The following is a 26622-nucleotide window of genomic DNA, read 5'->3' as shown; positions in this document are numbered from 1 at the left end:
CAGACGACGAGAAGCGCCGCCAAGGCGCCCGCGTGAGTTGGCTCTCGGGAGGAGACCATGAGCGACGCCAAAAAGCTGTCCTCGCTGGACGCATCGTTTCTGTATCTGGAAACGCCGGAAATGCCGATGCATGTCGGCAGCATGGCGATCTTCCGGCTGCCCGACGGCTACAAGGGCGACTTCTTCGAGGAGTTCAAGGCGATGATCGCCTCGCGGCTGCACATCGCGCCGATCCTCAAGGCGCGCCTGCAGAAGGCGCCGCTCGACATCGATCACCCGTCCTGGGTCGAGGACGACCAGTTCGACATCGACCGCCACATCTTCCGCGCCAGCCTGCCGGCGCCGCGCGACCGCGCGACGCTGGAGCGCATCGTCGGCTGGATGCACGCCAAGCTGTTGAACCGCGCCCGCCCGCTCTGGGAGTTCTACGTCTTCGAGGGCATGAAAGACAACGAGATCGGGCTCTATTCCAAGATGCACCACGCCTGCATCGACGGCGGCGCCGGCGCGGCGCTGACCAGCATGATCTACGACCTGACGCCAGTGCCGCGGCAGATCGATCCGCCGAGCGCCAAAAAGGTCGCGCAGGAGCCGCGCGACATCGCGGCCAATTTGATCGACGCCTATCAGCAGCTCTGGACCCAGCCGTTCGAGGCGGCCGCCGCCGCGCAAAAGAGCCTGGAACTGCCGCGCTCCGGCAAGAGCGACCTCGGCTCGATCCTGTTCGACAACGCCATGTTCCAGATCGAGAGCGCGGTGAAGTTCGCGGGCTCCATGCCGACCGTGCTCAAGAGCCTGTCCGACGTCGTCGCCAAGATCGCCGATCCCAGGTCGCGCGAGAGTCTGCAAGCGATGTCCTCGCCCCCGACCATCCTCAACAAGGCGATCTCGTCGGAGCGCAGCTTTGCCGGCACCTCGATCTCGCTGTCGCGCGCCAAGGCGCTGGCGAAGGCATCGGGCGGCAAGCTCAACGACGTCGTGCTGGCGCTCGCCTCGGGCGTGGTGCGGCGTTATCTGATCAGCCAGGGCGCGCTGCCGAACAAGTCGCTGACGGCCGGCGTGCCGATCTCGCTGCGCGAAGAAGGCAACGCCGAATCCAACAACCAGGTGTTCGGCATGATCTGCTCGATCGCGACCGACGTCGAGGATCCGAAGAAGCGGCTCGAAACCATCATCGCGCAGTCCATCAAGTCCAAGGAGATGTCGCATCCGCTGCGCGCCCTGGTGCCGCAGGTCTCCAACATCTCGCTGCTCGGCGCGCCGATCCTGGTACAGATCATGGCGCTGCTCTACAGCCGATCCGACCTGTCCAATGTGCTGCCGCCAGCCACCAACATCACGGTGTCGAACGTGCCGGGGCCGCGGCAGACGCTGTACGCGGCCGGCGCAGAGCTGCTGCACATCTTCCCGGTCTCGATCTCGACCCACGGGATCGCACTCAACATCACCGTGCAGAGCTACCGCGATCAGCTTGATTTCGGCTTCATCGTCGGCGCCAACATCATCCCCCATGTGCAGGTGATGTGCGACATGCTGCCGCTCGAATTCGATGCACTCGAGGCGGCATTCGCGCCGCCGCCTGCCGACATCAAGGGCGCGGCCGAATAGGAATCCTGTCAATGATCGAAATGCCACCGCTGCAGTTCGCCGAGACCAACGGCATCCGCATGGGGTTCTACGAAGCCGGCCCCAGGACCGACACGCCGCCCGTGGTGCTGTGCCACGGCTGGCCCGAGCTGGCGTTCTCCTGGCGTCACCAGATGAAGGCGCTGGGTGAGGCCGGCATCCGGGTGATTGCGCCGGATCAGCGCGGCTATGGCGCGACCGACCGGCCGGAGCCGGTCGAGGCCTACGACATGGAGCACCTGACCGGCGATCTGGTCGGCCTGCTCGACCATCTCAAGATCGACAAGGCGATCTTCGTCGGTCACGACTGGGGCGGCTTTGTCGTCTGGCAGATGCCGCTCAGGCATCCGTCGCGGGTTGCCGGCGTCGTCGGCGTCAACACGCCGCATCTGAACCGCGCGCCGATGGACCCGATCGCGCTCTTCCGCCAGCGTTTCGGCGACCAGATGTACATCGTCCAGTTCCAGGATCCGGCGCGCGAGCCCGACCGCATCTTCGGCAGCCGCGTGGAGCAGACCTTCGATGCCTTCATGCGCAAACCGGCGGCGCGCCCGCCGGGTACGCCGGAGGAGCAGCCGATCGCCGGCGTCGGCGCCTCGGCGCGGCTGAACCTGGCGTTCCCACAGATGATCGCGAATTACGACGCCAAGCACGATCCGCGGACGCCGATCCTGTCGGCCGAGGAGAAGAAGGTGTTCGTCGACACCTTCAGCAAGACCGGCTTCACCGGCGGCATCAACTGGTATCGCAACTTCACCCGCAACTGGGAACGTTCGGCGGGGCTCGACCATCAGGTGCGGGTGCCGTCGCTGATGATCATGGCGGAGAACGACGCGGTGCTGCCGCCGTCTGCCGCCGATGGCATGGAGAAGCTGGTGCCGGACCTCGAAAAGTATCTGGTCCGCGACAGCGGCCATTGGACACAGCAGGAAAAGCCGGACGAGGTCAGCGCCAAGCTGATTGAGTGGCGCAAGCGAAAATTCGGCTAGGCGTCATCCTGAGGTGCGCGCCGGCTTCGGCGCGCCTCGAAGGATGAGGGGGACTGGAGCAAGCGGCTATCCTTCGAGCCGCGCGCGGTGCGCGCTCCTCAGGATGACGACGTAGTGAGGGGGCATTTCGAAGATGGCGTCCGGCAACAGACTGAGTCCGATTCCGCATCCGCCGACGAAGCCGGTGGTCGGCAACATGCTGTCGCTGGATTCGACTGCGCCGGTGCAGCATCTGGTCAAGCTCTCCAAGGAGCTCGGGCCGATCTTCTGGCTCGACATGATGGGTGCGCCGATGGTGATCGTCTCCGGTCACGATCTGGTCGACGAGCTCTCCGACGAGAAGCGCTTCGACAAGGCGGTGCGCGGCTCGCTGCGCCGGGTGCGCGCGGTCGGCGGCGACGGGCTGTTCACTGCCGACACCAAGGAGCCGAACTGGAGCAAGGCGCACAACATCCTGATGCAGCCGTTCGGCAACCGCGCCATGCAGTCGTATCACCCGAGCATGGTCGATATCGCCGAGCAGCTGGTCAAGAAATGGGAGCGCCTCAACGCCGACGAGGAGATCGAGGTCGTCCACGACATGACGGCGCTGACCCTCGACACCATCGGGCTCTGCGGCTTCGACTACCGCTTCAACTCGTTCTACCGCCGCGACTACCACCCGTTCGTGGAATCGCTGGTGCGCTCGCTCGAGACCATCATGATGACCCGCGGCCTGCCGCTCGAGGGTCTTTGGATGCAGAAGCGGCGCAAGACGCTCGCCGACGACGTCGCCTTCATGAACAAGATGGTCGACGAGATCATCGCCGAGCGGCGTGGCAATACCAACGTGACCAGCGACAAGAAGGACATGCTGGCCGCGATGATGACCGGCGTCGACCGCGCGACCGGCGAGCAGCTCGACGACGTCAACATCCGCTACCAGATCAACACCTTCCTGATCGCCGGCCACGAGACCACCTCTGGCCTGCTGTCGTGCACGATCTATGCGCTGTTGAAGCATCCCGAGGTGCTGAAGAAGGCCTATGAGGAGGTCGATCGGGTCCTTGGTCCCGACGTCGACGCGAGGCCGACCTATCAGCAGGTGACGCAGCTCACCTACATCACCCAATGTCTCAAGGAAGCATTGCGGCTGTGGCCGCCGGCGCCGGCCTACGGCATTGCGCCGCTCAGCGACGAGACGATCGGCGGCAAGTACAAGCTCAAGAAGAACACCTTTATCACCATCCTGGTGATGGCGCTGCACCGCGATCCCTCCGTCTGGGGCCCGAACCCCGATGTGTTCGATCCCGAGAATTTCAGCCGTGAGGCGGAGGCCAAGCGCCCGATCAACGCCTGGAAGCCGTTCGGCAACGGGCAGCGCGCCTGCATCGGCCGCGGCTTTGCCATGCATGAGGCGGCGCTCGCGATCGGGATGATCCTGCAGCGCTTCAGGCTGCTCGACGTGCATCGCTACCAGATGCACCTGAAGGAGACGCTGACCGTCAAGCCCGACGGCTTCAGGATCAAGGTGCGGCCGCGCGACGACAGGGATCGCGGCGCGTTCGCCGGCAGCACGGGCGCCGTTGCGGCCGCGCCGAAGGCACCGCGCGCGCCGACCACGCGCCCCGGTCACAACACGCCGATGCTGGTGCTCTACGGCTCCAACCTCGGTTCGGCCGAGGAGCTGGCGACCCGCATGGCGGATCTGTCGGAGATCAACGGCTTCGCCACCCGGCTTGGTCCGCTGGACGACTATGTCGGCAAGCTGCCGGAGGAGGGCGGCGTCCTGATCATCTGCGCCTCCTACAACGGCGCGGCGCCCGACAACGCGACGCAATTCGTCAAATGGCTTGAGACCGATCTGCCGAAGGACGCCTTCGCCAAGGTGCGCTACGCGGTGTTCGGCTGCGGCAACAGCGATTGGGCCGCGACCTACCAGTCGGTGCCGCGCTTCATCGACGAGCAGCTGACCAAGCACGGCGCTCGCGCGGTCTATCCGCGCGGCGAGGGCGATGCGCGCAGCGATCTCGACGGCCAGTTCCAGAAATGGTTCCCGGAGGCCGCAAAGGTCGCGACCAAGGAATTCGGCATCGACTGGAATTTCACCCGCACCGCCGAGGACGAGCCGCTCTACGCGATCGAGCCGGTGGCGCAGGGCGCGGTCAACACCATCGTGACGCAGGGCGGCGCGGTGCCGATGAAGGTGCTCGCCAACAACGAGCTGCAGAACAAGGAAGGCGCCCATCCGTCGGAACGCTCGACTCGGCATATCGAGGTCGAGCTGCCGGCCAATCTCAAATATCGCGTCGGCGATCATCTCAGCGTGGTGCCGCGCAACGATCCGACCCTGGTCGATTCCGTCGCACGCCGGTTCGGCTTCCTGCCGGCCGACCAGATCCGTCTGCAGGTGTCGGAAGGCCGCCGCGCGCAACTGCCGGTCGGCAATGCCGTGTCGGTCGGGCGGCTGCTCACCGAGTTCGTCGAGCTGCAGCAGGTCGCGACCCGCAAGCAGATCCAGATCATGGCCGAGCACACACGCTGCCCGGTGACCAAGCCGAAGCTGATGGCTTATGTCGGCGACGATGAGGCTTCGGCCGGGCGTTATCGCTCCGAGGTGCTGGCCAAGCGCAAATCGGTGTTCGACCTGCTCGAGGAATATCCGGCCTGCGAGCTGCCGTTCCACCTCTACCTGGAAATGCTGTCGCTGCTGGCGCCGCGCTATTACTCGATCTCGTCGTCTCCGGCCGGCGAGGCGCAGCGCTGCAGCGTCACCGTGGGGGTGGTGGAAGCGCCTGCGAGCTCGGGACGCGGGATCTACAAAGGGGTCTGCTCGAACTATCTGGCGCGTCGCCGCGCCGGCGACACTGTCCACGCCACGATCAAGGAGACCAAGGCCGGCTTCCGCCTGCCCGACGACAACGCCGTGCCGATCATCATGATCGGGCCGGGCACCGGGCTCGCACCGTTCCGCGGCTTCCTGCAGGAGCGCGCCGCGCGCAAGGCAAAAGGCGCTGCGCTGGGCCCTGCGATGCTGTTCTTCGGCTGCCGGCATCCGGAGCAGGATTTCATCTATGCCGATGAGCTGAAGGCGTTCGCAGCCGATGGCGTCGGTGAACTCCACACCGCCTTCTCGCGCGCCGACGGGCCCAAGACCTATGTGCAGCACCTCGTCGCCGCGCAGAAGGATCTGGTCTGGGAGCTGATCCAGAAGGGTGCGATCGTCTATGTCTGCGGCGACGGCGGCAAGATGGAGCCCGACGTCAAGGCAACCCTGATGTCGATCTATCGCGAGCGCAGCGGAGCCGACATCGATGCCGCCGCGCGCTGGATCGAGGAGATGGGCACCAGGAACCGCTACGTGCTCGACGTCTGGGCCGGCGGGTAGCCTCGGCGCCGGGGAACGACAGTGATGCGGTTGAGGGCAGGTTCCTTTCCCCATCGTCGTCCCTGCTTTCGCAGGGACGACACTGAGTTTGTTGCGCCATTCGTGAGTCACTATTTCGCATGCTCTGGGCGCTAGCTTCGCCCGCCCTGACGCCCATGCTACAAGCCGCCGCATGATTCCCTGGGAAAAGATCGATACCGCGCGCATTCCCGGCACCGAAGGTGAATTGCGCCTGATGCAGCGCGGCCGCGAATTCTCGATCATGCTCGGCACCAACGAGCTGATGAACAGCCGTCTGTCGGGCTCGGAAGCCGCGCTGGCGACGCTCGCTGCGAAGAAGATCGAGAAGGTCGCACGGCCGCGTTTTCTGATCGGCGGCCTCGGCATGGGCTTCACGCTGCGGGCGGCGCTGACCGTGCTTGGACCCGAGGCGGACATCGTGGTGGCCGAGCTGGTGCCGGCCGTGGTCACCTGGGCGAGAGGCCCGATGGCCGAGATCTTCGGCGACAGCCTGAACGATCCACGCGTCAGCATCCAGGAGGTGGATGTCGCCGATGTGATCGAGCGCAATCCGCGCACCTACGATGCCATTCTCCTCGATGTCGATAACGGCCCCGAAGGCCTGACCCGCAAGGCCAATGACGCGCTGTACGACGTCTCCGGACTGAAGATCGCCCACACGGCGCTGCGGCGCGGCGGCGTGCTCGCCGTCTGGTCGTCCGGTCCGAACGCCAGGTTCCCGAAATCGCTGTCCCGCGCAGGGTTCGCGGTCAATGAAGTCGCCGTCCGCGCCACCGGCCGAGGCCGCGGCGTGCGCCACGTGATCTGGATCGCGGTCAAGGAGTAGCAGGCCCCGCTATTGCGACGCAGCAACACCTCCAGCAGTGCCGTTCGGTTCGATTGTGTTGAAAATCGAGGGCCGTTGGGTTTCACTCGCGGCACCGAAGCCTCGAGCCCTTGGTCTGTCGGATGCAGGCGACGTCGAATTTTGGGGTGCAGGAGACGCACGGGATCCTGGACCGTTTCCAGGCCGAATTCCGCGGCTCGAGCGAAGGGCTCGGCTGGTCGTCAGCGTATGCCTCGGTTCAGCGCGAGCGGCCGTTCGACGGGCACTTCCACGCGCTCTCCGACAATCTGATGGTGTTGCACCGGGGTGGCCCGGTCGACATCACCTATGTGATGGACGGCAAGTCGGTTGCCCGGCACATCCCGCGCGGCGGGGTGTTCTTCCTGCCGGCCGGGCACGCCTGCAACGTGGTGCTGCGCGAGGCGCTGGAATCCACCCACATCTATCTGCGCTCCGACCTGTTCGCGGGCCGGGACGGGGCGGCGAGCCTGATCGGCGGGCTCGCGCCGATGCTCGGCGATCAGGATGCCGTGCTGGAGCATCTCGCCGCGGCGATCGGCGACACCATCACCAGCGGCCTGCCGGCCTCGTCGCTGTTCGTCGATCCGATCGCGCAGGCGATCGCCAACCGCTTCGTCGCGATCAATTTCCACAAGCCGAGCGTCGAGGCCGGCAAGCATCCGAACCTGCTGAACAACCGGCAGATGGCGCGCATCCGCGAGTTCGTCGACACAAATCTCGATAGCGATATCCGGCTCGACCAGCTGGCGGAGCTGTGCGGCCGCAGCACCGAATATTTCGTGCGCCTGTTCAAGGCGACCAGCGGCGTCTCGCCCTACCAATACGTGCTCAATCTGCGCATCGAGCGCGCCAGGGCGCTGCTCGCCGACGAGACGCAGAGCCTCGCCGACATCGCACTGGCCTGTGGCTTCTCCCATCAGGAGCATTTTACGCGCATGTTCCGCCGCTTCACCGGCGTGACGCCGGGGCGCTACCGGCGCAGCCATTAGCGGGCGGCTCGGACGGGCGGGGGCGCTAGCGCCAAGCCTGCGGATGATTTTTCCGGTTTCGTGCAGATTTTCTCCGGTTTCGTGCAGGCCCGCCATGGCCACCCGCCGCTAGCTTTCTCCCAACAAGACGAGATTGCCGGTTCGCCGGCTTGGGAGAAATGCCATGAGCGTTGCGATGCCGGATGCCGGAGGCGCATCCATTGCGTCCGTTGCGGCGGCCGGTGATGCCGGCCAGGGCACCTTTGCCTATTGCTCGCAGCAGTATCGCGTGGTGTTCGGCGGCGGCACCTCGGCGCGGCTTGGCGAGGAGAGCGAGCGCCTCGGCATCAAGCGGGCGCTGGTGCTGACCACGAGCGAGCAGCAGGACCTCGGGCGCCGGCTCGGCGCAGGCCTCGGCGACAGGCTCGCCGGACTGTTTGCAGGCGCACGCATGCATACGCCGGTCGAGGTCACCAATGAAGCGCTTGGCATGGTGGAGTCCCGCGACATCGATGGGCTGGTCGCGATCGGCGGCGGCTCGACGATCGGGCTCGGCAAGGCACTGTCGCTGCGCACCGGGCTGCCGCATATCGCGATGCCGACCACTTATGCCGGCTCGGAGATGACGCCGATCCTCGGCGAGACCAGCAACGGCATCAAGACCACGCAGCATTCCCAGGATCTGGTGCCGGACACCGTCATCTACGACGTCGATCTCACCGTCAGCCTGCCGCCGCACGTCTCCGCGGCCAGCGGCATGAATGCGATCGCCCACGCCGTCGAGGCGCTCTATGCGCCCGACGCCAACCCGCTGACCTCGCTGATGGCGGAAGAGGGCATCGCCGCGCTTGCCCGCGCATTGCCGCGCATCATGACGGCACCGGCCGATGCCGGCGCCCGCCGCGACGCGCTCTATGGCGCCTGGCTGTGCGGCGTCTGCCTCGGCGCGGTCGGGATGTCGCTGCATCACAAGCTCTGCCACGTGCTGGGCGGCATGTTCAACCTGCCGCATGCCGAAACCCACGCGATCGTGTTGCCCCATGCGGCTGCCTACAATGCCGCCGCGGCGCCGGAGGCGATGACTCGCGTGGCACGCGCACTGCACAGCGCCAATGCACCGCAGGGTCTGTTTGACCTTGCCCGGCAGCTCGCGCTGCCACGCGCGCTTTCCGGCATCGGAATGCCCGAGGACGGCATCGCACGCGCCGCGGAGATGGCGGTGCGCAATCCCTATGCCAACCCAAGACCGGTCGAACGTGCCCCGATCGAACAATTGATCGCGGCGGCCTGGCGCGGCGATGCGCCCGTGCAGCACTGACATCCAAGGATCAAAGGACAACACGATGGCCAATTTCAACGAGCATGACCTCACCGACGAGGTGATCAGCAGCTTCGCCAATACGCCGAACAAGCGGCTGAAGTTCCTCATCGAGGAGACGGTCAAGTCGCTGCACGATCTGGTGCGCCGCACCGAACTCACCTTCGAGGAATGGAATCAGGCGATCGAATTCCTGACCCGGACCGGCCAGACCTGCACGCCGCTGCGCCAGGAGTTCATCCTGCTCTCCGACGTGCTCGGCGTCTCGATGCTGGTCGACGCCGTCAATCACCGTGAGCGCGAGGGCGCGACCGAGACCACGGTGCTCGGCCCGTTCTATGTCGGCGAGCACCGCGTCACGCCGCACGGCGCCAACATCTCGGAGGGGATCGACGGTGAACCGATGTTCGTGCAGAGCCGCGTCACGGATCTGGCCGGCAAACCGCTCGCCGGTGCCGAGATCGACGTCTGGCATGCCGACGACGACGGCTTCTACGATTCGCAGAAGGCGGACTACGCGACCCACGGTCCGTCGCTGCGCGCGCGCTTCGTCACCGATGCCGATGGCCGCTTCTCGTTCCGCACCATCCTGCCGTGCAGCTATCCGATCCCGACCGACGGCCCGGTCGGCGACGTCATCGCCGCCACGCAACGCCATCCGATGCGGCCGGCGCATGTGCATTTCCTGGTCAAGGCCGACGGCTACGAGCCGCTGATCACCCACGTCTTCCTGGATGGCGACGAATATCTGCGCAGCGACGTGGTGTTCGGCGTCAAGGACGAGCTCATTGCGCGCGTCGAGCCGAAGAGCGAGCCGGCGCTGCCGAACGGCGAGCGGGTCTCCGGCCGATGGCACCTGATGACTTACGACTTCCAGATGAAGCCAGGTGCGGGCCTGGTGCCGAAGCCGATGATGGCCGCGGAATGACGATCGCAACCAACAGGACGACCAAGGAGAGGACCATGACCAGCAAACCGATCGAGACCGACGTCCTTGTCGTCGGCAGTGGCCCGGCCGGCGCGACGGCGGCGGCGCTGCTCGGCATGTATGGCGTCAAGCATATCCTGGTGACCAAATATGGCTGGCTGGCCGACACGCCGCGCGCCCACATCACCAACCAGCGCGCGATGGAGGTGCTGCGCGATCTCGGCCTCGAAGAGAAGGCCGTCGCGCAGGCCGTGCCGCAGCATCTGATGGCCAACAACGTGTTCTGCGAGAGCCTCGCAGGCGAGGAATTCGGCCGGCTGTATTCGTGGGGCAACCATCCCTCGCGCAAGGCGGATTACGATCTCGCCAGTCCCGCGCGCATCTGCGACCTGCCGCAGAATTTCCTCGAGCCGATCCTGATCGAGGCCGCCGGCCAGCGCGGCACCTCGCTGTGCTTCAACACCGAGTTCGTCGACCTGGTGCAGGATGGCGACGGCGTCACGGCGACCGTGAAGGATCGACTGTCCGGTGAGACCTATCAGATCCGCGCCAAATATCTGATTGGCGCCGATGGCGGCCGCAGCCGGGTCGCCGAAGTGATCGGACTGCCGATGGAGGGCCAGATGGGCCGCGCCGGCAGCATGAACATCATCGTGCAGGCCGACTTGAGCAAGTACGTCGCGCATCGGCCGAGCGTGCTGTACTGGGTATTGCAGCCCGGTGCTGAGATCGGCGGCATCGGTGCCGGCCTGATCCGCATGGTGCGGCCATGGAACGAGTGGCTGATCATCTGGGGCTACGACATCGAGCAGGGCGAGCGCAAGCTCTCTAATGACGAGGCCGTCTCGATCGTGCGCAATTTGGTCGGCGACGAGACCCTCGAGGTCAAGGTGCGCTCGACGTCGACCTGGACCGTGAACGAGATGTATGCCGGCCACTATTCGTCCGGCCGCGTGTTCTGTGTCGGCGACGCCGTGCACCGCCATCCGCCGACCAACGGCCTCGGCTCCAACACCTCGATCCAGGATTCCTTCAATCTGTGCTGGAAGCTGAAGCTGGTGCTCGAAGGCCACGCGGCGCCGTCGCTGCTGGAAACTTATTCGGCCGAGCGCCAGCCGGTCGGCAAGCAGATCGTGACCCGCGCCAACAAGAGCATCGGCGACTTCCCGCCGATCTTCGAGGCGGTGGGCCTCGTCGCTTCGACCGACCCGGCCGAAGCCCGCAAGGCGATCGCGGCGCGCAAGGCGCCGACCGCCGAGGGCAAGGCGCGCCGCAAGAAGCTCTACGAGGCCATCGCCAACAAGAGCTACGAGTTCAACTGCCACGGCGTCGAGATGAACCAGCGCTACGGGTCGACCGCCGTGGTGTCCGATGGCACGCCGATGCCGGCCTTCAGTCGCGATCACGAGCTGTATTATCAGGCCACCACCTGGCCCGGCGCGCATTTGCCGCATGTCTGGGTCGAGCATCAGGGCGAGCGGAAGTCGACGCTCGATCTCACGGGCAAGGGCCGCTTCACGCTGCTCACCGGGATCGGCGGCGACGGCTGGAAGGCGGCCGCAACCGCAGTCGAGAAGGCCTACGGGCTGCCGGTCGATGTCGTCACCGTCGGCCCGCAAGGCTGCGATGCGCTCGACATCTATGCCGACTGGTATCGCCAGAGCGAGGTCGACGAGGACGGCTGCGTGCTGGTGCGCCCCGACATGTATGTCGCCTGGCGCGCCAGGGAAGCGGCGGTGAATGCCTCCGATCTGTTGCTCGACGTGTTCGGTCAGATCCTCGGCCGCGGCGCAAAGGCGCAGACCAAGTCCGTTGCCGCCGCGTGATGTGGCACGGCGCCGGTAATTTTCAGAACGGAATGAACGGCAGGCGGCTTGAAAACCGGCTTGCCTCAAGGGAGGGGAAAATGACCAAGGACCATTTGAACGCCAACGACCATTTGAACGCATTGTCTTTCGATCGCCGCCGGGTGCTGCAAGGCATCGCCGGTGGTTTCGCCGCCGCAGGCGCGACCACGTTGTTCGCACCGGCCGTGCGGGCGGCCAACAAGCCGATCAAGATCGGCTATGTCTCGCCGAAGAGCGGCCCGCTCGCTGCGTTCGCCGAAGCCGACGATTTCGTGCTCGGCGAATTTCGAAAATTCATCAAGGATGGCGTCAAGGTCGGATCGCAGACCTATCCGGTCGAGGTGGTGACCAAGGACAGCCAGTCCAATCCGAACCGCGCCGCCGAAGTCGCCAAGGAACTGATCACGCGCGACAATGTCAGCCTGATCGTGGTCGGCGCGACGCCGGAGACCAACAATCCGGTGGCGACGCAGTGCGAGCTCGAGCAGGTGCCGTGCATCTCCACCGTCGCACCATGGCAGACCAATTTCATCGGCCGGCAAGCCAATCCCGGCGATCCCAAGAGCTGGAAACCGTTCGACTACACCTTCCACTACTTCTGGGGCCTCGAGGACGTGATCGGCGTCTTCACCAGCATGTGGAGCCAGGTCGCGACCAACAAATCGGTCGGCGCGCTGTTCCCGAACGATGCCGATGGCAATGCCTGGGGCGACACCACGATCGGCTTCCCGCCGGTTATGGCCAAGCAAGGCTTCAGGCTGACCGATCCCGGCCGCTTCCAGAATCTCACCGATGATTTCAGCTCGCAGATCGCCGCCTTCCGTGGCGCCGACGCCGAGATCATCACCGGCGTGATCATCCCGCCCGACTTCACCACGTTCTGGAATCAGGCGCGCCAGAAGGGGTTGAAGCCGAAAGTCGTGTCTGTCGCCAAGGCGTTGCTGTTCCCGGCGTCGGTGCAGGCGCTCGGCAAGGGCGGCAACAACATCTCCACCGAGGTGTGGTGGACGCCGACGCATCCCTACAAGTCGAGCCTCAGCGGCGTCGGCGCGGCCGATCTCGCCAAGGGATATGAGCAGGCCTCCGGCAAGCAATGGACCCAGCCGATCGGCTTCGTGCATTCGCTGTTCGAGGTCGCGATCGACGCCATCAAGCGCTCCAGCGACCCGGGCGATGGCGCGGCGCTGGCGAAGGCGATCGGCGCAACCAAGCTCGATACGATCGTGGGCCAGGTCGCGTTTGGCTCCAGCGCGGTGCCGCCGTTCGCTGCGAAGAACATCGCCAAGACGCCGCTGGTCGGCGGCCAGTGGCGGCTCAACGGCGACAAGTACGACATGGTGATCACCGACAACGAGCTGGCGCCGCAGATCCCGCTCGGCGGCGACATGCAGGCGCTGAGCTAGCGCAAGCACGTCATCGAAGACAGCAGATGCGTGGCATTGCCACGCATCTTCTCTCCGCCGCAATCATCCAGTGGGCGACCATGCTCGAACTCCATGCCATCTCGAAAAGGTTCGGCGCCATCGTCGTTGCCGACGCGATCGACCTGACGCTCTCCTCCGGCGAGGCGCTGGGCGTGATCGGGCCGAACGGCGCCGGCAAATCGACGCTGTTCAACCTGATTACCGGGCTGCTGCGGCCGGATGCCGGCCGCATCGTCCTCGATGGCGTCGACATCACGGCTCTCTCTCCCGAAGCACGCTGCCGGGCGGGCATCGGGCGCTCGTTCCAGATCCCGCAGCCGTTCGACCATCTCTCGGTGTTCGAGAACCTTGCGGTCGCTGCCCAGTTCGGCGGCGGGCTGTCGCAGGCGGATGCGGTCCAGCATTGCGGCCGCATGCTTGATCTGACCGGCCTCGAAGCCAAGGCCAATCGGCTCGCCGGGAGCCTGCCGCTGCTCGATCGCAAGCGGCTCGAGCTGGCGCGGGCTCTCGCCACTCGGCCACGCACGCTGCTGCTCGACGAGATCGCAGGTGGCCTCACCGATGCCGAATGTCATGAACTGGTCGAGACCATCCGTACCATCCACGCCGAAGGTGTCGGCATCATCTGGATCGAGCATGTGGTGCACGCGCTGCTCGCGGTGGTGCAGCGGCTGGTGGTGCTGAACTTCGGCAAGGTGGTCGCGCAAGGCGCACCAGTCGAGGTGATGCGCTCGCGCGAGGTCGAGACCATTTACATGGGAGTGCCGGCATGACCGCGCTGCTCAATGTCACGGCGCTCGATGCGTTCTATGGCGACTTCCAGGCGCTGTTCGGCATCGATTTCGAATTGGCGGAGGGCGAGGCAGTCGCGGTGATTGGCGCCAACGGCGCCGGCAAATCGACCATGTTGAAGTCGCTGGCCGGGCTCGTGAAGAGCCGCCCCGACGCGATCCGCCTCGGCGGTCGGGCGATCGGCGATGCGTCCGCCGCCCGCATCGTGCGGCTCGGCCTTGCGCTGGTCCCCGAGGGCCGCCAGCTGTTTCCTTCGCTCAGCGTCGAGGAGAATCTGCTGATCGGCGCTTATGGCGGCGAACGCAGCGCGCCCTGGGATCTCGCGGCGGTCTACCGGATGTTTCCGGTGCTCAGGGAGCGGCGGCGCGGCGCCGTCACGGCGCTGTCGGGCGGTCAGCAGCAGATGGTGGCGATCGGCCGCGCGCTGATGTCGAACCCACAGGTTCTGCTGTGCGACGAGATCAGCCTCGGCCTCGCGCCGATCGTGGTGGAGGACATCTACCGCATGCTGCCGCAGATTCGTTCGGGCGGCACCGCGGTCATGCTGGTCGAACAGGACATCGCCCGCGCGCTGCGGGCCGCCGACCGCTTCTACTGCCTACAGGAGGGACGGGTGACGCTGAGCGGACGGCCCAAGGATGTGGATCAGGACACGATCCGCGCGGCCTATTTCGGAGCATGAGGGAGCCATGAGCGGGTTCGATACCATCATCGAGGGCGTGCTGCTCGGCGGCGTCTATGCGCTGTTCGCGCTCGGCCTGTCGCTGATCTTCGGCATCATGCGGCTCGTCAATCTGGCGCATGGCGACCTGATCCTGCTCGCGGCCTATCTTGTGCTCGGCGCGACCACGGCGCTTGGCCTGCCGCTTGCGGCCGCAGCGCTCCTGGTCGTCGTGACGATGTTCGTGCTCGGTTTCGTGCTGCAGCGGCTGGTGCTGGAGCGCGTGCTCGGCGACGACATTCTGCCGCCGCTGCTGGTCACCTTCGGCCTGTCGATCGTGATCCAGAACGGGTTGCTGCTCGGCTATGGCGCGGACAGCCGCCGGTTGCAGGCGGGCGCCTTCGAATCCTCGTCGGTGACGCTGGCTCCCGGCTTGAGCGTCGGCCTGGCGCCGCTGACAGCGCTGGTGACGGCGATCGCCGCCGTCGCGCTGCTGCAGCTCATTTTCTACCGCACCTCGCTCGGCCGCGCCTTCCGCGCCACCGCCGACAATCCCGCGATCGCGCAATTGATGGGAGTCAATGAGCGCAATGTCTATGCCATCGCCGTCGGGCTGTCGCTCGCGGTGTCGGTGATCGCCGCTGTCGTGTTCGGCATCCGCGCCAGTTTCGATCCATCGATCGGCCCGGCGCGGCTGCTCTATGCGTTCGAGGCCGTGATCATCGGCGGTCTCGGCAGTCTGTGGGGAACGCTGGCCGGCGGCATCGTGCTCGGGCTGGCGCAGGCGATCGGGGGGCGGATCAACCCGGAGTGGCAGATCCTGGCCGGCCATCTCGCTTTCCTTGCCGTGCTGATGGTGCGGCCGCGCGGTCTCTTCCCGGCGAGGCGGACATGAGCGTCGAAAGCATCCGTGTCCCGGCAAGCCGGGAGCAACGTCCGGCGGATCTGCCGGTCTGGCAAGTTCGGGTCGGCACGCGGTTGTCGCGCGCTGCCGCGGTGGCCGGCATCGCGCTGGTGGTGGTGCTTGCCGCGCTGCCGGCGATTGCTTCGCGCAATTTGATCCAGGATCTGATCTTCGTCCTCACCATGCTGACACTGGCACAGCTCTGGAACGTGCTGGCCGGCTGGGGCGGGCTGGTGTCGGTCGGGCAGCAGGCGTTCGTCGGGCTCGGCGCCTATGCGCTGTTTGCCGCCATCGTGATGGCCGGGCTCGACCCCGTTGCGGCGATCCCGCTGGCCGGGCTGTTCGCGGCGCTGGTCGCGGCGGTGCTCGGCCCACTGCTGTTCCGGCTGGAGGGGCCTTATTTCGCGATCGGCAGCTGGGTCGCCGCCGAAGCGCTGCGGCTGATCTGCGCCCAGTTCAAGTCGCTCGGCGGCGGCACCGGGATGTCGATCTCGCCGGGCGAGCTGTCGCAGATGGTCGGGCTGAAGGCGGTGCGGGCGCTGCTCGGATTGCGGCCGGCGGCCGCGCGCGACGTGCTGGTCTACTGGCTGGCGCTGCTGCTCGCCGTGCTGGTCACGCTCGGTATCTACGCCTTCATCCGCTCGCGCCATGGCCTCGCGCTGGCGGCAAGCCGCGACAATGCGGCGGCAGCGCGCAGCGTCGGCGTCCGCACCGCGCGGATTCGCCATCTGCTGTGGATCGCGGTCGCCTTCGCCACCGGCATGGTCGGCGCGGTGGTCTATCTGCAGAAGGCGCGCATCTCGCCGGACGCCGCCTTCAGCGTCACCGACTGGACCGCCTATGTGATCTTCATCGTCGTGATCGGCGGGGTGCGCACCATCGAAGGCCCGATGGTCGGCGTGCTCCTGCTATGGGGGCTCGTCACCTGGCTCGCCCAGTATGGCAGCCTGTATCTGGTCGTGCTCGGCACGCTCGCCATCCTGATCATGCTGTTCATGCCAAGGGGCGTGTGGGGCGCGGCAGCGCGGCGCTGGCAGGTGCAGTTGTTTCCGACCCAGCGTTGGCTCGGCCGCAACCAGTAGCTCCGGTTGCGCGATCCCACGCCCTCACACCGTCACTCTGAGAGAGTGTGAACGCATGACTCTCGATGACGCAACCTACTCGATGTCGTCCCTGCGAACGCAGGGACCCATACTCAGCGGCGGGTGTTATGAAAGGGACTCGTCGTCCCGGCGGTGCGAAACTATAAGCTTCGGTGGTTATGGGTCCCTGCTTTCGCAGGGACGACACTGAATCTGTTGTCCAGTTACTGAGCGCTATCGCCTGCGGCCGGCGCGCCTCAGAACATCGTATTGTTGTTGGCCGGAGTTTCCGGAACCGGCTGCACCACGTCCCAGTGTTCGACGATCTTGCCGTCCTCGAGCTTGAAGATGTCGATAATCGCATTGCCGCGGGTGCCGGGTTCGCGCACGGCGTGGACGTGCAGGATCACGTAGTCGCCGTCGACGAACGAACGCTTGATCTCGCTGTGCGAGTTCGGAAACTTCTCGCGCAGGAAGGTAATGAATTTGCGGAAGCCGTCGGGACCGTCGGCCGCGCCGGGATTGTGTTGCACATAGCGGTTGCCGACATAGGCGAGCGCCGCGTCGGCGTCCTTCTGATTCAGCCCCTTCTCGTAGAAGGCCAGCACCGCCTTGCGGTTGGCTTCCTGCTGCGCGTCGCCGGTCGCGGCCATCGCGGCAGAAGACGCGAGCGCGAGCAAGAGAGCGGCGACGGCTGTCGGCGGCCGGAGGATGGTCTTCATCTGGGGACTCCCGAGGCTGATGGCGCGCGACCCGCGCGCTGCATCGCGCTGTCTACAGCCTCCATGCCGTGCCCGGAAGAACGCACCCCTGGCTCACATGGTCACCGGAAGATACTAGAGCCCCGTTCCGATTGAACCGGAACGGGGCTCTGGATTCTTGTTTGACGCGTTTTCTTGACGCGAACCGGTATCCACTTCGCTCGAAAACGCTCTAGCCTCACGCCGCCTTCACCGCAGCCCCATGCGCGTGCTTGTCGATGGCGTCGATGATCTGCGGCCACATCGGGATCGGCAGCGCATGGCCCATGCCCTCGATCATCAGGAGCTTTGCGCCGGGGATCGAGACCGCGGTGTCCTTGCCGCCTTCGGGATGCACCAGCGGATCGACGGTGCCGTGGATCACCAGCGTCGGTGCCTTGACGCTGCGCAGGCGCTCCTTGCGGCTGCCCGAGGCGAGGATGGCGCGGAGCTGGCGGCCGACGCCCTCCGGATTGAGGCCACGCTCAAAGGTGCGCCGCGCGCGCTCGGAATCGAGCGCCTCATCTTCGGGGAACGAGCCGTTGCGCAGCACCTTCCAGGTCTGGCCGAAACGCACGAAGTACTCCTCCTTGCTCTTCGGTGGCGGCGCCATCAGCACCGCGGTCGCCTCGCGGGTCGGCCCCGGCACCTTTGGATTGCCGGTGGTCGACATGATCGAGGTCAGCGAGCGCACGCGCTCGGGGAAGGTGATCGCAACCTCCTGCGCGATCATGCCGCCCATCGAGGCGCCGACAAGGTGCGCGGTACGGATGCCGAGCGCATCCATCAATCCGATCGTGTCTCGCGCCATGTCGGCCAGCCGGTAGGGCGCTGCGACCGGAATCTTCAGGAAGCGCAGCTTCAGCAGTTCAAGTGCGGTCAGCCGCTTGCCGCCGCTCATGCGGGAGGACTTGCCGATATCCCGATTGTCGAACCGGATCACGCGAAAACCGCGCGCAGCAAGCTGGCGACAGAATTCGTCGTCCCAATGGATCATCTGGGCGCCGAGGCCCATGATCAAAAGCAGCGGCTCCGCATTCGCATCGCCAAAAATCTCGTAGCAGATGTCTATGCCATTGGCGCGGGTTAGTTGCGGCAACTGATGGGCGAGCGTGGTCACGGGCGTCCTCTCCTGGATTCGCGGTCAGGAACCTGCATGCTGCCACGGTTTGACGCAGCGCAGAAGAGCTTCGACGTCGCCGGGCGCGCCGCACTGTTGACCGATCAGCGGCAACAGTGTCGTATGGCACAAACAAACGGAAGCGCGACAAGCGCTCGGAATTGACGTGGAGGAGGGCCTCATGGCCGACAAGGGCAACGACCCTGCCGTGATCTGGCAGACGATGATTGGCGAGATGGAGAAGGGGTTCAACTCCTTCGGCAACCAGTTGATGAGCTCGCCTGAATTCTCCAAGGTGATGAATCAGGCCGGCAGCGCCGCAGCGGGCGCGCAGAAGCAGCTCGGCGAGATGATGGAGAAATATCTGCTGGCGATGAACCTGCCGAGCCGCGCCCAGCTCATCGGCATGGCCGAGCGCCTGCAGTCGATGGAGACCCAGCTCAACGAGATCAAGACGCTGCTGCAGCAGGTGCACCACAATTCGCTGGCGCCGGACGACGGCTACGGCGCAACGCCACGGCCGCCGCGCACCAGGCGCCCGCCATCCGAGGGAGACAGCAAATGAATGCTCCCACCGGGTTTGATTTCGCCTCGATCTCCGAGCGGGTACAGTCCGAGGTGCAGCGTGCGATCCAGCGCAGCATCAAGGGCGTCGAGTATTTCTCGAGCTCCGGCCCCGAGCTCGGCTCGACGCCGAAGGACGTGCTGTATTCGCGCGGCACCATGAACCTCTATCACTACCGGCCGCAGGCCGACGAAGTTTATCGCGTGCCGGTCCTGATCGTGATGGCGACCACCAACCGCGGCTACATCCTCGACCTGGTGCCGGGGCAGAGCTTCATCGAGTTCCTGCTCAAGCGCGGGTTCGACGTCTATATGCTGGACTGGACCGCGCCGAAGCCCGAGGAAAAATCGCTGCGCATGGAGGACTACGTCCTCGACTTCATCCCGGAATCGGTCCGCCGCGTGCAGCAGGATTCCGGCGAAAAGGACGTCTCCGTGATCGGCTATTGCTTCGGCGGCGTATTGTCGCTGCTCTATGGCTCGATCTTCAACGACGGGCCGATGAAGAACCTGATCTGCTTCACCACGCCGATCGATTTTCGCGAGATGAAGCTGTTCTCGAATTTCGCCGACCGCCGCTACTTCGACGTCGACCGCCTCATCGACAGCACCGGCAACATGCCGCCCGAACTGATCCTGCAATCGTTCGACATGCTGCGGCCGGCCGCGCGCGTCGTCGGCCAGATCCAGCTCTGGGACAACATCTGGAACGACGAGTTCGTCAAGTCGTACCGGATGTTCGATCGCTGGGCGACCGACACGCTGCCGCTGGCCGGCGAATATTTCCGCGCCATCACCAAGGACCTGATGTGGGACAACAAGCTCTACAACGACACCATGACGGTCGGCGGCCGCGCCGCAAAGCTCGCCGACATCAAGGTGCCGATCCTGCACGCGGTCGCCGAGCACGACCACATCGTGCCGTATGACGCGGCAAAGCACCTGATCACCAAGATCGGCTCCGAGGACAAGGAGGAGGTGATGCTGAAAGGCGGTCACGTCTCACTGGTCGCCGGCGCCAATGCAATCAAGCGGCTGTGGCCGAAACTGGACTCCTGGTTGAGCAAGAGATCGACATGACCGAACAACGTTCCTATCCGCGCCACGTCAAGACCGAGGCCGGTGACATCGAGTTCCGGCTGATGAAGCGGGCCGACGAGGCCGCAGTGCTGGCCTTCGCGCAGAAACTGCCGACGCATGATCTGCTGTTCCTGCCGCGCAACATCAGCCAGCCGAAGGTGCTGTCGGCCTGGATCAACGAGATCGAGCGCGGCGACATCACGAGCCTGCTCGCGATCAAGGACGGCAAGGTGGTCGGCTGCGGCACCCTGGTGCGCGATCCGCACTCCTGGTCGCCGCATGTCGGCGAGATCCGGATGGTGGTGTCGCTCGATGTGCGCGGGCAGGGCGTCGGCCGGGCGCTGTCGCAGGAGACCTTCGCCATCGCGCTCGGCGCCGGGCTGGAGAAGTTCTCGGTGCAGATGACAGTCGACCAGCGGGCGGCGATCGCGCTGTTCGAAAGCCTCGGCTTCAAAGCGGAGGCCCTGCTGCGCGACCATGTCCGCGACGTCGAGGGCAAGACCCACGATATCGTCGTGCTCGGGCACAATGTGGCGCAGGTCCGGGCGCAGATGGAGGCGTACGGGGTGTCCGAGGCAGTTGGCGGTAATTAGAAACCGTAAGTCGCTGGTTCCTTAAGCAGTCTGCGGATCTTCATGCTGTTCACAGGTTCGTGATACCGCGCTGCAACATTGATGTTGCGTCGCACCATGGATTGTGACACAACAGCCTTGCCCCGGGCCAATACGGACGGGGTGAGCCCATAGCTCAAACCTGAGGATGGAGAGACCCCAATGACCACCGAAACCAATTCCGTGCTGAACAGCGTCAAGGATGCCTTCGCGCCCGTCACCGAGGCGTTCACCAAGCTCCAGAACCTGGAAGTTCCGGAAGCCGCCCGTGAGTTCGTGAAGAAGCAGGCCGAGGCCGCCAAGACCCGCGCCGCCGATGCGTATGCCGGCTCCGAGAAGGTGACCAACGTGATCGAGACCGCCGTTGCCGGTTCGGTGACCGAGGCCGCCAAGATCAGCCGCAACATCCAGCAGGCGCTCTACCAGGACGCCGAGGCGTTCTTCGCCGGCATCGACAAGCTCGCTTCCGCCAAGTCGCTGAGCGAAGCCGCCCAGATCCAGTCGGACATGGTCCGTGCGCGTGGCGAACTGTTCGTCTCGCGGGCGAAGGCCACCACCGAGTATCTCGGCAAGCTCGTCACCGACGGTGCGAAGACCGCGCAGGACAACTTCGCCAAGGTCTACAGCAAGACCGCCTGATCGCGCTTGCACTGACCAACTGCCCTTTTCGAAGGCCCGCCATTTTGCGGGCCTTCTTTTTTGCCTCCTCGGACGTCATCCTGAGGTGCGAGCGGAGCGAGCCTCGAAGGATGGGAGCGAGCGACCGTGCTTGTGGCCATCCTTCGAGGCGCGCGAAGTGCGCGCACCTCCAGCGACAACGGCAAAGCCGTTGCGCGGGGATGACGCCTGTACGTGTGGTATCCAGGTCAAACTAGCGTTCATTCGAAAGCCGTCATGACCCTTCCTGCCGCCCTCATCGCAACGCCCGTCGACGCCGAACGCGCGGCCGAGCTGCGGCGCGTGAAGTGGCTGGCGACCGGCGTGCTGACGGCAACCCTCGTCATCTTCATCACAGCGAAGGCGCTGCTGCCGGTGCATCCCGCCTTCGGCTTCATCGCGGCCTTTGCCGAGGCCGCGACCATCGGCGGGCTCGCCGACTGGTATGCCGTCGTCGCCCTGTTCAAGCGGCCGCTTGGGCTGCCGATCCCGCACACCGCGATCATCCAGAGCAATCAGGAGCGCATCGCCGAGAAGCTCGGCGAATTCATCGAGAACAATTTCCTGGAATCCGGGCCGGTCGAGGCCAAGCTGCGCGAGATCGATTTCGGCAGCTTCATCGCCGACTGGCTGCGCGACCGCAAGCGTTCCGAGGATCTCGCCCGCTTCGTGCTGCGGATGCTGCCCGAAGCGTTTGCGGCGACCGAGAGCTCGGGCTTGATGCAATTCATCGGCCGCCGCGTCACGACGCAGGTGCTCTCGATCGATCTTGCGCCGCTTGCGGCCGGCGCGCTGCGCGGCTTCGTGCAGGAGGGCAAGCATGGCGGCCTGCTCGACGACATCCTGCGGGTGCTGCACCAGACGCTGACGCAGCAGGAGACCATGGCCGTGATCCGCGACAAGGTCCGCGCGGAGATGCCGACGTTGTTGAGGCTCTATCGCGCCGACAAGTTCGTGGTGAACCGGATCATCGCCTCGGCCACGAAATTCTTCGAGGAGGTGCGCAACGATCCGCAACATCCGTTCCGCGGCGAGTTCGACCGCATGCTGCTGTCGTTCGTCGACCGGCTCGGCAGCGACAAGGCGTTCGCCGATCGCATCGATGGTCTCAAGCGCGATCTGATGGCGCGGCCGGAGCTGGCCAATCTCGGGCGCACGATCTGGGCCAACGTCAAGGATTTCATCGAGCGCAGCGCCTCGGGCGAGTCGCAGGTGCTGCAGCATCAGCTGGCGCGGATGTTCGTCGAGGCCGGCGACGCGCTGGACGGCGACGCCGAGCTGCGCGCCGAAATCAACCAGGGCCTGGTCGCGGTTCTGCGCACGGTCGTTGCCGAGCAGAAGAGCGGCGTCTCGACCTTCATCGCCGATCAGATGAAGAGCTGGGACATGGAGCAGCTGATATCCCTGATCGAGGTCAATGTCGGCAAGGACCTGCAATACATCCGCTTCAACGGCTCGCTGATCGGCGGGCTCGCCGGCTTGGCGCTCTACACGCTGGAATATGTGCTGCGGCTGCTGTGACCGATTGGGCACGGAGGTCACTTTAGTTGTGGCAAGTGTGACCTGGGCCGCTTGCACCAAAGTGATCGGTTCCCTAGCTTTTCAAGGTTGATTGTTGCGTTGCGGAACGATTCCGCCGGGTTTGCGTCAATCCTGTTGACCCATCCTGTTGATCCCATTGCCGGCCGCCGAGACATCGTGCCGGAAGAGGAGTTGAAATGTCCGTTGCTGCGCAGACGCTACGCCCGCCGTCCAGGACACTGATGTTTCTGGAAGGCCGCGCCATTCACGAGCTCGGTGCCTTTCTTGGTGCATTGCCGCTGTTGAGCCTCGCGCCGCGCGGCGATGGGCATCCGGTGCTGGTGTTGCCCGGGCTGATCGCCTCCGACATGTCGACGCGCCCGCTGCGCGACTTCCTCAAGAGCAAGGGCTACGCCGTCAGCGGCTGGCGCCAGGGCCGCAACCTTGGGCTTCGCGCCGGCGTGCAGGACGGGATGGTCGATCTGCTGCAGGAGATGAATGAGACCAGCGGCCGCACGGTCTCGGTGGTCGGCTGGAGCCTCGGCGGCCTCTATGCGCGCCAGCTCGCCAAGATGATGCCTGAGCGCGTGCGCCAGGTGATCACCCTCGGCAGCCCGTTCGCCGCGGGCCCGAAGGCGACCAACGCCTGGCGCGTCTACGAGATGGCCAGCGGGCGCCGTGCCGATGAAGAGGACCAGCGTTTCGGCGGCTCGCTCGCCAGCGCGCCGCCGGTGCCGACCACCGCGATCTTCAGCCGCACCGACGGCGTCTGCGCCTGGCAGGGCTGTCGCGAGCAGGCTTCGTCGATGACCGACAGCATCGAGGTCGAGAGCAGCCATTGCGGCATGGGCCATCATCCGGCCGTGGTCTACGCGGTGGCCGATCGCCTCGCGCAGAAGGAAGGCGAGTGGGCCCCGTTCGATCGCAGCGGCTGGCGCAGCTTCGTCTATCCGGATCCCAATCGCTGAGGCTCGGAAGTCTTTCTTCACCTCGCCCCGCTTGCGGGGAGAGGTCGGATCGCATCGCAGATGCGATCCGGGTGAGGGGGAGTCTCGACGCACTCACGTCTGTCCAATTTTTTGCGGGGCAGCCCCTCACCCCAACCCTCTCCCCGCAAGAGCGGGGCGAGGGAGCGGAGACACCGCACCCCGCATTGTCGTGAATCGATAAAACGCGCTATGCGTTGGGCATGCCACAGCCGCTTGCCCGCATCGTCGACCAGTTGAAGCGCGAGCCGTCACGCACCGGCTCGATCATCATCACCGTGTTCGGCGATTCCATCGTGCCGCGCGGCGGCTCGGTGTGGCTCGGCACGCTACTCGAATTCTTCAAGTCGCTCGACATCGACGGCAATGTGGTGCGCACGGCGATGTCGCGGCTCGCCGCCGACGGCTGGCTCGAGCGCAGCAAGGTCGGCCGCAACAGTTTTTATCGCTTGAATGCCAAGGGCCGGCAGACCTTCGACACCGCAACCCGGCACATCTACGATCCGCCGCCGTCGGACTGGACCGGCCGCTTCGAGCTGCTGTTGATCGGCAATGCCGAGGACCGCGACGCTGCGCGCGAGGCGTTGAAGAATGCCGGCTTCGGCAGCCCGCTGCCGGGCGTGTGGGTTGCGCCGTCGGGCGTGCCGATCCCCGATGAAGCATCGCGCGCGATCCGTCTCGAAGTATCGGCGGAAGACGACAGCGGGCGCAGGCTGCTCAGCGAGAGCTGGCCGCTCGATCGCACCGCGGACGCCTATCTGAAGTTCATGAAAACGTTCGAGCCGCTGCACGGCTGGATCGTCAGAGGCGAGAAGTTGAGCGACGCCGACGCCTTCACCGCGCGCATCCTACTGATCCATCATTACCGCCGGGTCGTGCTGCGCGATCCGCTGCTGCCATATCAGCTGTTGCCGACAGATTGGCCGGGAAGGGCAGCCCGCAAACTCTGCGGCGAGATCTATCGCGGGCTGCTTCCGCCGTCAGAACAATGGCTTGACGACCATGCAACCAATGAGGACGGGCCGCTGCCGAAGCCCAACGGGGCCGTGGCGCGCCGTTTCGAAGGCGTCTGAACATATTACAAAAACATATTGCATTTCGAAATTTGTGTTATATATTCCTGCCTAACAACACATCGGGAGGTCGGCCATGTATACGCAGGCGCTCAATTCATCCGACGGCGACGATCGCGGCGTCGAGGATGTCGCCCGTGCCAGTCAGTTCCAGGCCCGCATCGACGCCGATGAGCGCATCGAGCCGAACGACTGGATGCCCGCGGCCTACCGCAAGACGCTGACCCGGCAGATTTCCCAGCACGCCCATTCCGAAATCGTCGGCATGCTCCCCGAGGGCAACTGGATCACCCGCGCGCCGTCGCTGCGCCGCAAGGCCGCGCTGCTCGCCAAGGTGCAGGACGAATGCGGCCACGGCCTCTATCTCTACGCCGCTGCCGAGACGCTCGGCACCTCGCGCGAAGAGCTGGTCGACGCGATGCTCTCGGGCAAGGCGAAGTATTCCTCGATCTTCAATTATCCGACCCTGACCTGGGCCGACATCGGCACCATCGGCTGGCTGGTCGACGGCGCCGCGATCATGAACCAGATCCCGCTGTGCCGCTGCTCCTATGGCCCCTATGCGCGCGCGATGATCCGCGTCTGCAAGGAAGAGTCGTTCCACCAGCGCCAGGGCTTTGAGATCATGGTGACGCTGTGCCGCGGCACCGCGGAGCAGAAGGCGATGGCGCAGAACGCGCTCGATCGCTGGTGGTGGCCGGTGCTGATGATGTTCGGCCCGCCGGACCAGGTCAGCCAGCACAGCGACACTTCGACGAAGTGGAAGATCAAGCGCTTCTCCAATGACGAGCTGCGCCAGAAATTCATCGACGCCACCGTGCCGCAGGCCGAGTTCCTCGGGCTCACAATTCCCGATCCCGGCATGAAGCAGAACGAGAACGGCAACTGGGTGCACAGCCCGATCGACTGGGACGAGTTCAAGCAGGTGCTTGCCGGCAACGGCCCCTGCAACCGCGATCGCCTCGCCGCGCGCCGCAAGGCGCATGAGGAAGGCGCCTGGGTCCGCGAGGCCGCGATGGCCTATGCCGAGAAGCGCAAGAGCCGCCAGCTCGCGCAAGCCGCAGAATAAGGGAGCGCTAGAGATGGCCACGCCGAACGTTCCGCTCTGGGAAGTCTTCATCCGCAGCCGCAACGGCCTAGCGCACAAGCATGTCGGCTCGCTGCATGCGGCGGACTCGACGCTGGCGCTGCAGGCGGCGCGCGACATCTACACCCGCCGCGGCGAGGGCTTGTCGATCTGGGTGGTGCCCTCGAACGCGATCACCGCGTCCGACCCGTCCGAGAAGGGCATGATGTTCGAGCCGGCGGAATCCAAGATCTACCGTCACCCGACCTTCTACGACGTCCCCGACGAAGTCGGGCATATGTGACTTTCGCCCGTCATGGTGAGGAGGCGCGGCACGCGCCGTCTCGAACCATGACGCCCCGATCGTAACCGCGGCCATCCTTCGAGACGCCTGCTGCGCAGGCTCCTCAGGATGACGTCGAGCAAGTGG

At 65.4% G+C, this 26622-nt stretch carries 24 protein-coding genes; 22 read left to right on the top strand and 2 right to left on the bottom strand.

Features of this window, described 5'->3' with window-relative positions:
- Positions 1 to 57 precede the first annotated feature (57 nt).
- The 13 genes from AC066Y_RS17675 (at position 58) to AC066Y_RS17615 (ending at position 16774) form a co-directional block, all read left to right on the top strand.
- A complete protein-coding gene (locus tag AC066Y_RS17675) occupies positions 58 to 1608 on the top strand; it encodes a WS/DGAT/MGAT family O-acyltransferase (protein ID WP_478274981.1) in 1551 nt (516 codons plus the stop codon).
- 11 nt (positions 1609 to 1619) lie between these two features.
- Positions 1620 to 2615: an alpha/beta fold hydrolase gene (locus tag AC066Y_RS17670; RefSeq protein ID WP_478274980.1), complete on the top strand. Its 996-nt coding sequence runs from the start codon at positions 1620 to 1622 to the stop codon at positions 2613 to 2615.
- Between the two features lie 133 nt (positions 2616 to 2748).
- Entirely contained in the window at positions 2749 to 5982 is a 3234-nt protein-coding gene (locus tag AC066Y_RS17665; RefSeq protein ID WP_478274979.1) for a bifunctional cytochrome P450/NADPH--P450 reductase, read from the top strand.
- Between the two features lie 172 nt (positions 5983 to 6154).
- Positions 6155 to 6829 (top strand): polyamine aminopropyltransferase, encoded by a 675-nt coding sequence (locus AC066Y_RS17660; RefSeq protein ID WP_478274978.1) that lies wholly within the window; start codon positions 6155 to 6157, stop codon positions 6827 to 6829.
- Positions 6830 to 6975: 146 nt separating this feature from the next.
- Positions 6976 to 7839 (top strand): helix-turn-helix domain-containing protein, encoded by an 864-nt coding sequence (locus AC066Y_RS17655; RefSeq protein WP_478274977.1) that lies wholly within the window; start codon positions 6976 to 6978, stop codon positions 7837 to 7839.
- A gap of 175 nt (positions 7840 to 8014) precedes the next feature.
- Entirely contained in the window at positions 8015 to 9136 is a 1122-nt protein-coding gene (locus tag AC066Y_RS17650) for a maleylacetate reductase (RefSeq protein WP_478275122.1), read from the top strand.
- A 25-nt stretch (positions 9137 to 9161) separates the two neighbouring features.
- Positions 9162 to 10064 (top strand): intradiol ring-cleavage dioxygenase, encoded by a 903-nt coding sequence (locus AC066Y_RS17645; RefSeq protein WP_478274976.1) that lies wholly within the window; start codon positions 9162 to 9164, stop codon positions 10062 to 10064.
- Between the two features lie 35 nt (positions 10065 to 10099).
- Positions 10100 to 11890, top strand: coding sequence for an FAD-dependent oxidoreductase (locus AC066Y_RS17640; protein ID WP_478274975.1), 1791 nt, complete (start codon positions 10100 to 10102; stop codon positions 11888 to 11890).
- 80 nt (positions 11891 to 11970) lie between these two features.
- On the top strand, positions 11971 to 13314 hold the full coding sequence (locus AC066Y_RS17635; protein ID WP_478274974.1) for an ABC transporter substrate-binding protein: 1344 nt from the start codon (positions 11971 to 11973) through the stop codon (positions 13312 to 13314).
- Between the two features lie 26 nt (positions 13315 to 13340).
- Entirely contained in the window at positions 13341 to 14108 is a 768-nt protein-coding gene (locus AC066Y_RS17630) for an ABC transporter ATP-binding protein (protein ID WP_478274973.1), read from the top strand.
- A complete protein-coding gene (locus tag AC066Y_RS17625; RefSeq protein WP_478274972.1) occupies positions 14105 to 14809 on the top strand; it encodes an ABC transporter ATP-binding protein in 705 nt (234 codons plus the stop codon). Before AC066Y_RS17630 ends, AC066Y_RS17625 begins: the two co-directional genes overlap by 4 nt.
- Before the next feature lie 7 nt (positions 14810 to 14816).
- On the top strand, positions 14817 to 15683 hold the full coding sequence (locus AC066Y_RS17620) for a branched-chain amino acid ABC transporter permease (RefSeq protein ID WP_478274971.1): 867 nt from the start codon (positions 14817 to 14819) through the stop codon (positions 15681 to 15683).
- The gene (locus tag AC066Y_RS17615; RefSeq protein ID WP_478274970.1) at positions 15680 to 16774 is read left to right on the top strand and encodes a branched-chain amino acid ABC transporter permease; all 1095 of its coding nucleotides are present in this window, start codon (positions 15680 to 15682) and stop codon (positions 16772 to 16774) included. The genes AC066Y_RS17620 and AC066Y_RS17615 overlap by 4 nt, the downstream gene beginning before the upstream one ends.
- Positions 16775 to 17031: 257 nt before the next feature.
- Here the strand turns inward: AC066Y_RS17615 and AC066Y_RS17610 are convergent, their stop codons facing one another.
- Both AC066Y_RS17610 and AC066Y_RS17605 read right to left on the bottom strand, forming a co-directional pair.
- Positions 17032 to 17496 (bottom strand): nuclear transport factor 2 family protein, encoded by a 465-nt coding sequence (locus tag AC066Y_RS17610; protein WP_478274969.1) that lies wholly within the window; start codon positions 17494 to 17496, stop codon positions 17032 to 17034.
- A gap of 217 nt (positions 17497 to 17713) precedes the next feature.
- Positions 17714 to 18634, bottom strand: a complete 921-nt coding sequence (locus tag AC066Y_RS17605; protein ID WP_478274968.1) for an alpha/beta fold hydrolase — start codon at positions 18632 to 18634, stop codon at positions 17714 to 17716.
- Positions 18635 to 18815: 181 nt separating this feature from the next.
- On the opposite strand from AC066Y_RS17605, the gene AC066Y_RS17600 reads away from it, so the two are divergent.
- From AC066Y_RS17600 to paaB, 9 genes are all read left to right on the top strand, one after another.
- Positions 18816 to 19199, top strand: coding sequence for a hypothetical protein (locus AC066Y_RS17600; protein ID WP_478274967.1), 384 nt, complete (start codon positions 18816 to 18818; stop codon positions 19197 to 19199).
- Positions 19196 to 20278, top strand: a complete 1083-nt coding sequence (locus AC066Y_RS17595; RefSeq protein ID WP_478274966.1) for a PHA/PHB synthase family protein — start codon at positions 19196 to 19198, stop codon at positions 20276 to 20278. The genes AC066Y_RS17600 and AC066Y_RS17595 overlap by 4 nt, the downstream gene beginning before the upstream one ends.
- Positions 20275 to 20871: a GNAT family N-acetyltransferase gene (locus AC066Y_RS17590; protein ID WP_176532683.1), complete on the top strand. Its 597-nt coding sequence runs from the start codon at positions 20275 to 20277 to the stop codon at positions 20869 to 20871. Before AC066Y_RS17595 ends, AC066Y_RS17590 begins: the two co-directional genes overlap by 4 nt.
- Before the next feature lie 180 nt (positions 20872 to 21051).
- On the top strand, positions 21052 to 21528 hold the full coding sequence (locus AC066Y_RS17585) for a phasin (protein WP_092125019.1): 477 nt from the start codon (positions 21052 to 21054) through the stop codon (positions 21526 to 21528).
- Positions 21529 to 21783: 255 nt separating this feature from the next.
- The gene (locus tag AC066Y_RS17580; RefSeq protein ID WP_478274965.1) at positions 21784 to 23067 is read left to right on the top strand and encodes a DUF445 domain-containing protein; all 1284 of its coding nucleotides are present in this window, start codon (positions 21784 to 21786) and stop codon (positions 23065 to 23067) included.
- Between the two features lie 197 nt (positions 23068 to 23264).
- Positions 23265 to 24035, top strand: a complete 771-nt coding sequence (locus tag AC066Y_RS17575) for an esterase/lipase family protein (protein ID WP_456724250.1) — start codon at positions 23265 to 23267, stop codon at positions 24033 to 24035.
- A 221-nt stretch (positions 24036 to 24256) separates the two neighbouring features.
- Positions 24257 to 25126, top strand: coding sequence for a phenylacetic acid degradation operon negative regulatory protein PaaX (gene paaX / locus AC066Y_RS17570; RefSeq protein ID WP_478274964.1), 870 nt, complete (start codon positions 24257 to 24259; stop codon positions 25124 to 25126).
- Between the two features lie 76 nt (positions 25127 to 25202).
- Entirely contained in the window at positions 25203 to 26195 is a 993-nt protein-coding gene (paaA, locus tag AC066Y_RS17565; protein ID WP_050626131.1) for a 1,2-phenylacetyl-CoA epoxidase subunit PaaA, read from the top strand.
- A gap of 13 nt (positions 26196 to 26208) precedes the next feature.
- On the top strand, positions 26209 to 26496 hold the full coding sequence (gene paaB, locus AC066Y_RS17560) for a 1,2-phenylacetyl-CoA epoxidase subunit PaaB (RefSeq protein WP_024579339.1): 288 nt from the start codon (positions 26209 to 26211) through the stop codon (positions 26494 to 26496).
- Positions 26497 to 26622 lie beyond the last annotated feature (126 nt).

This window comes from Bradyrhizobium sp. USDA3010 (assembly GCF_056429065.1).
This window is presented reverse-complemented; position numbering and strand designations above follow the sequence as displayed.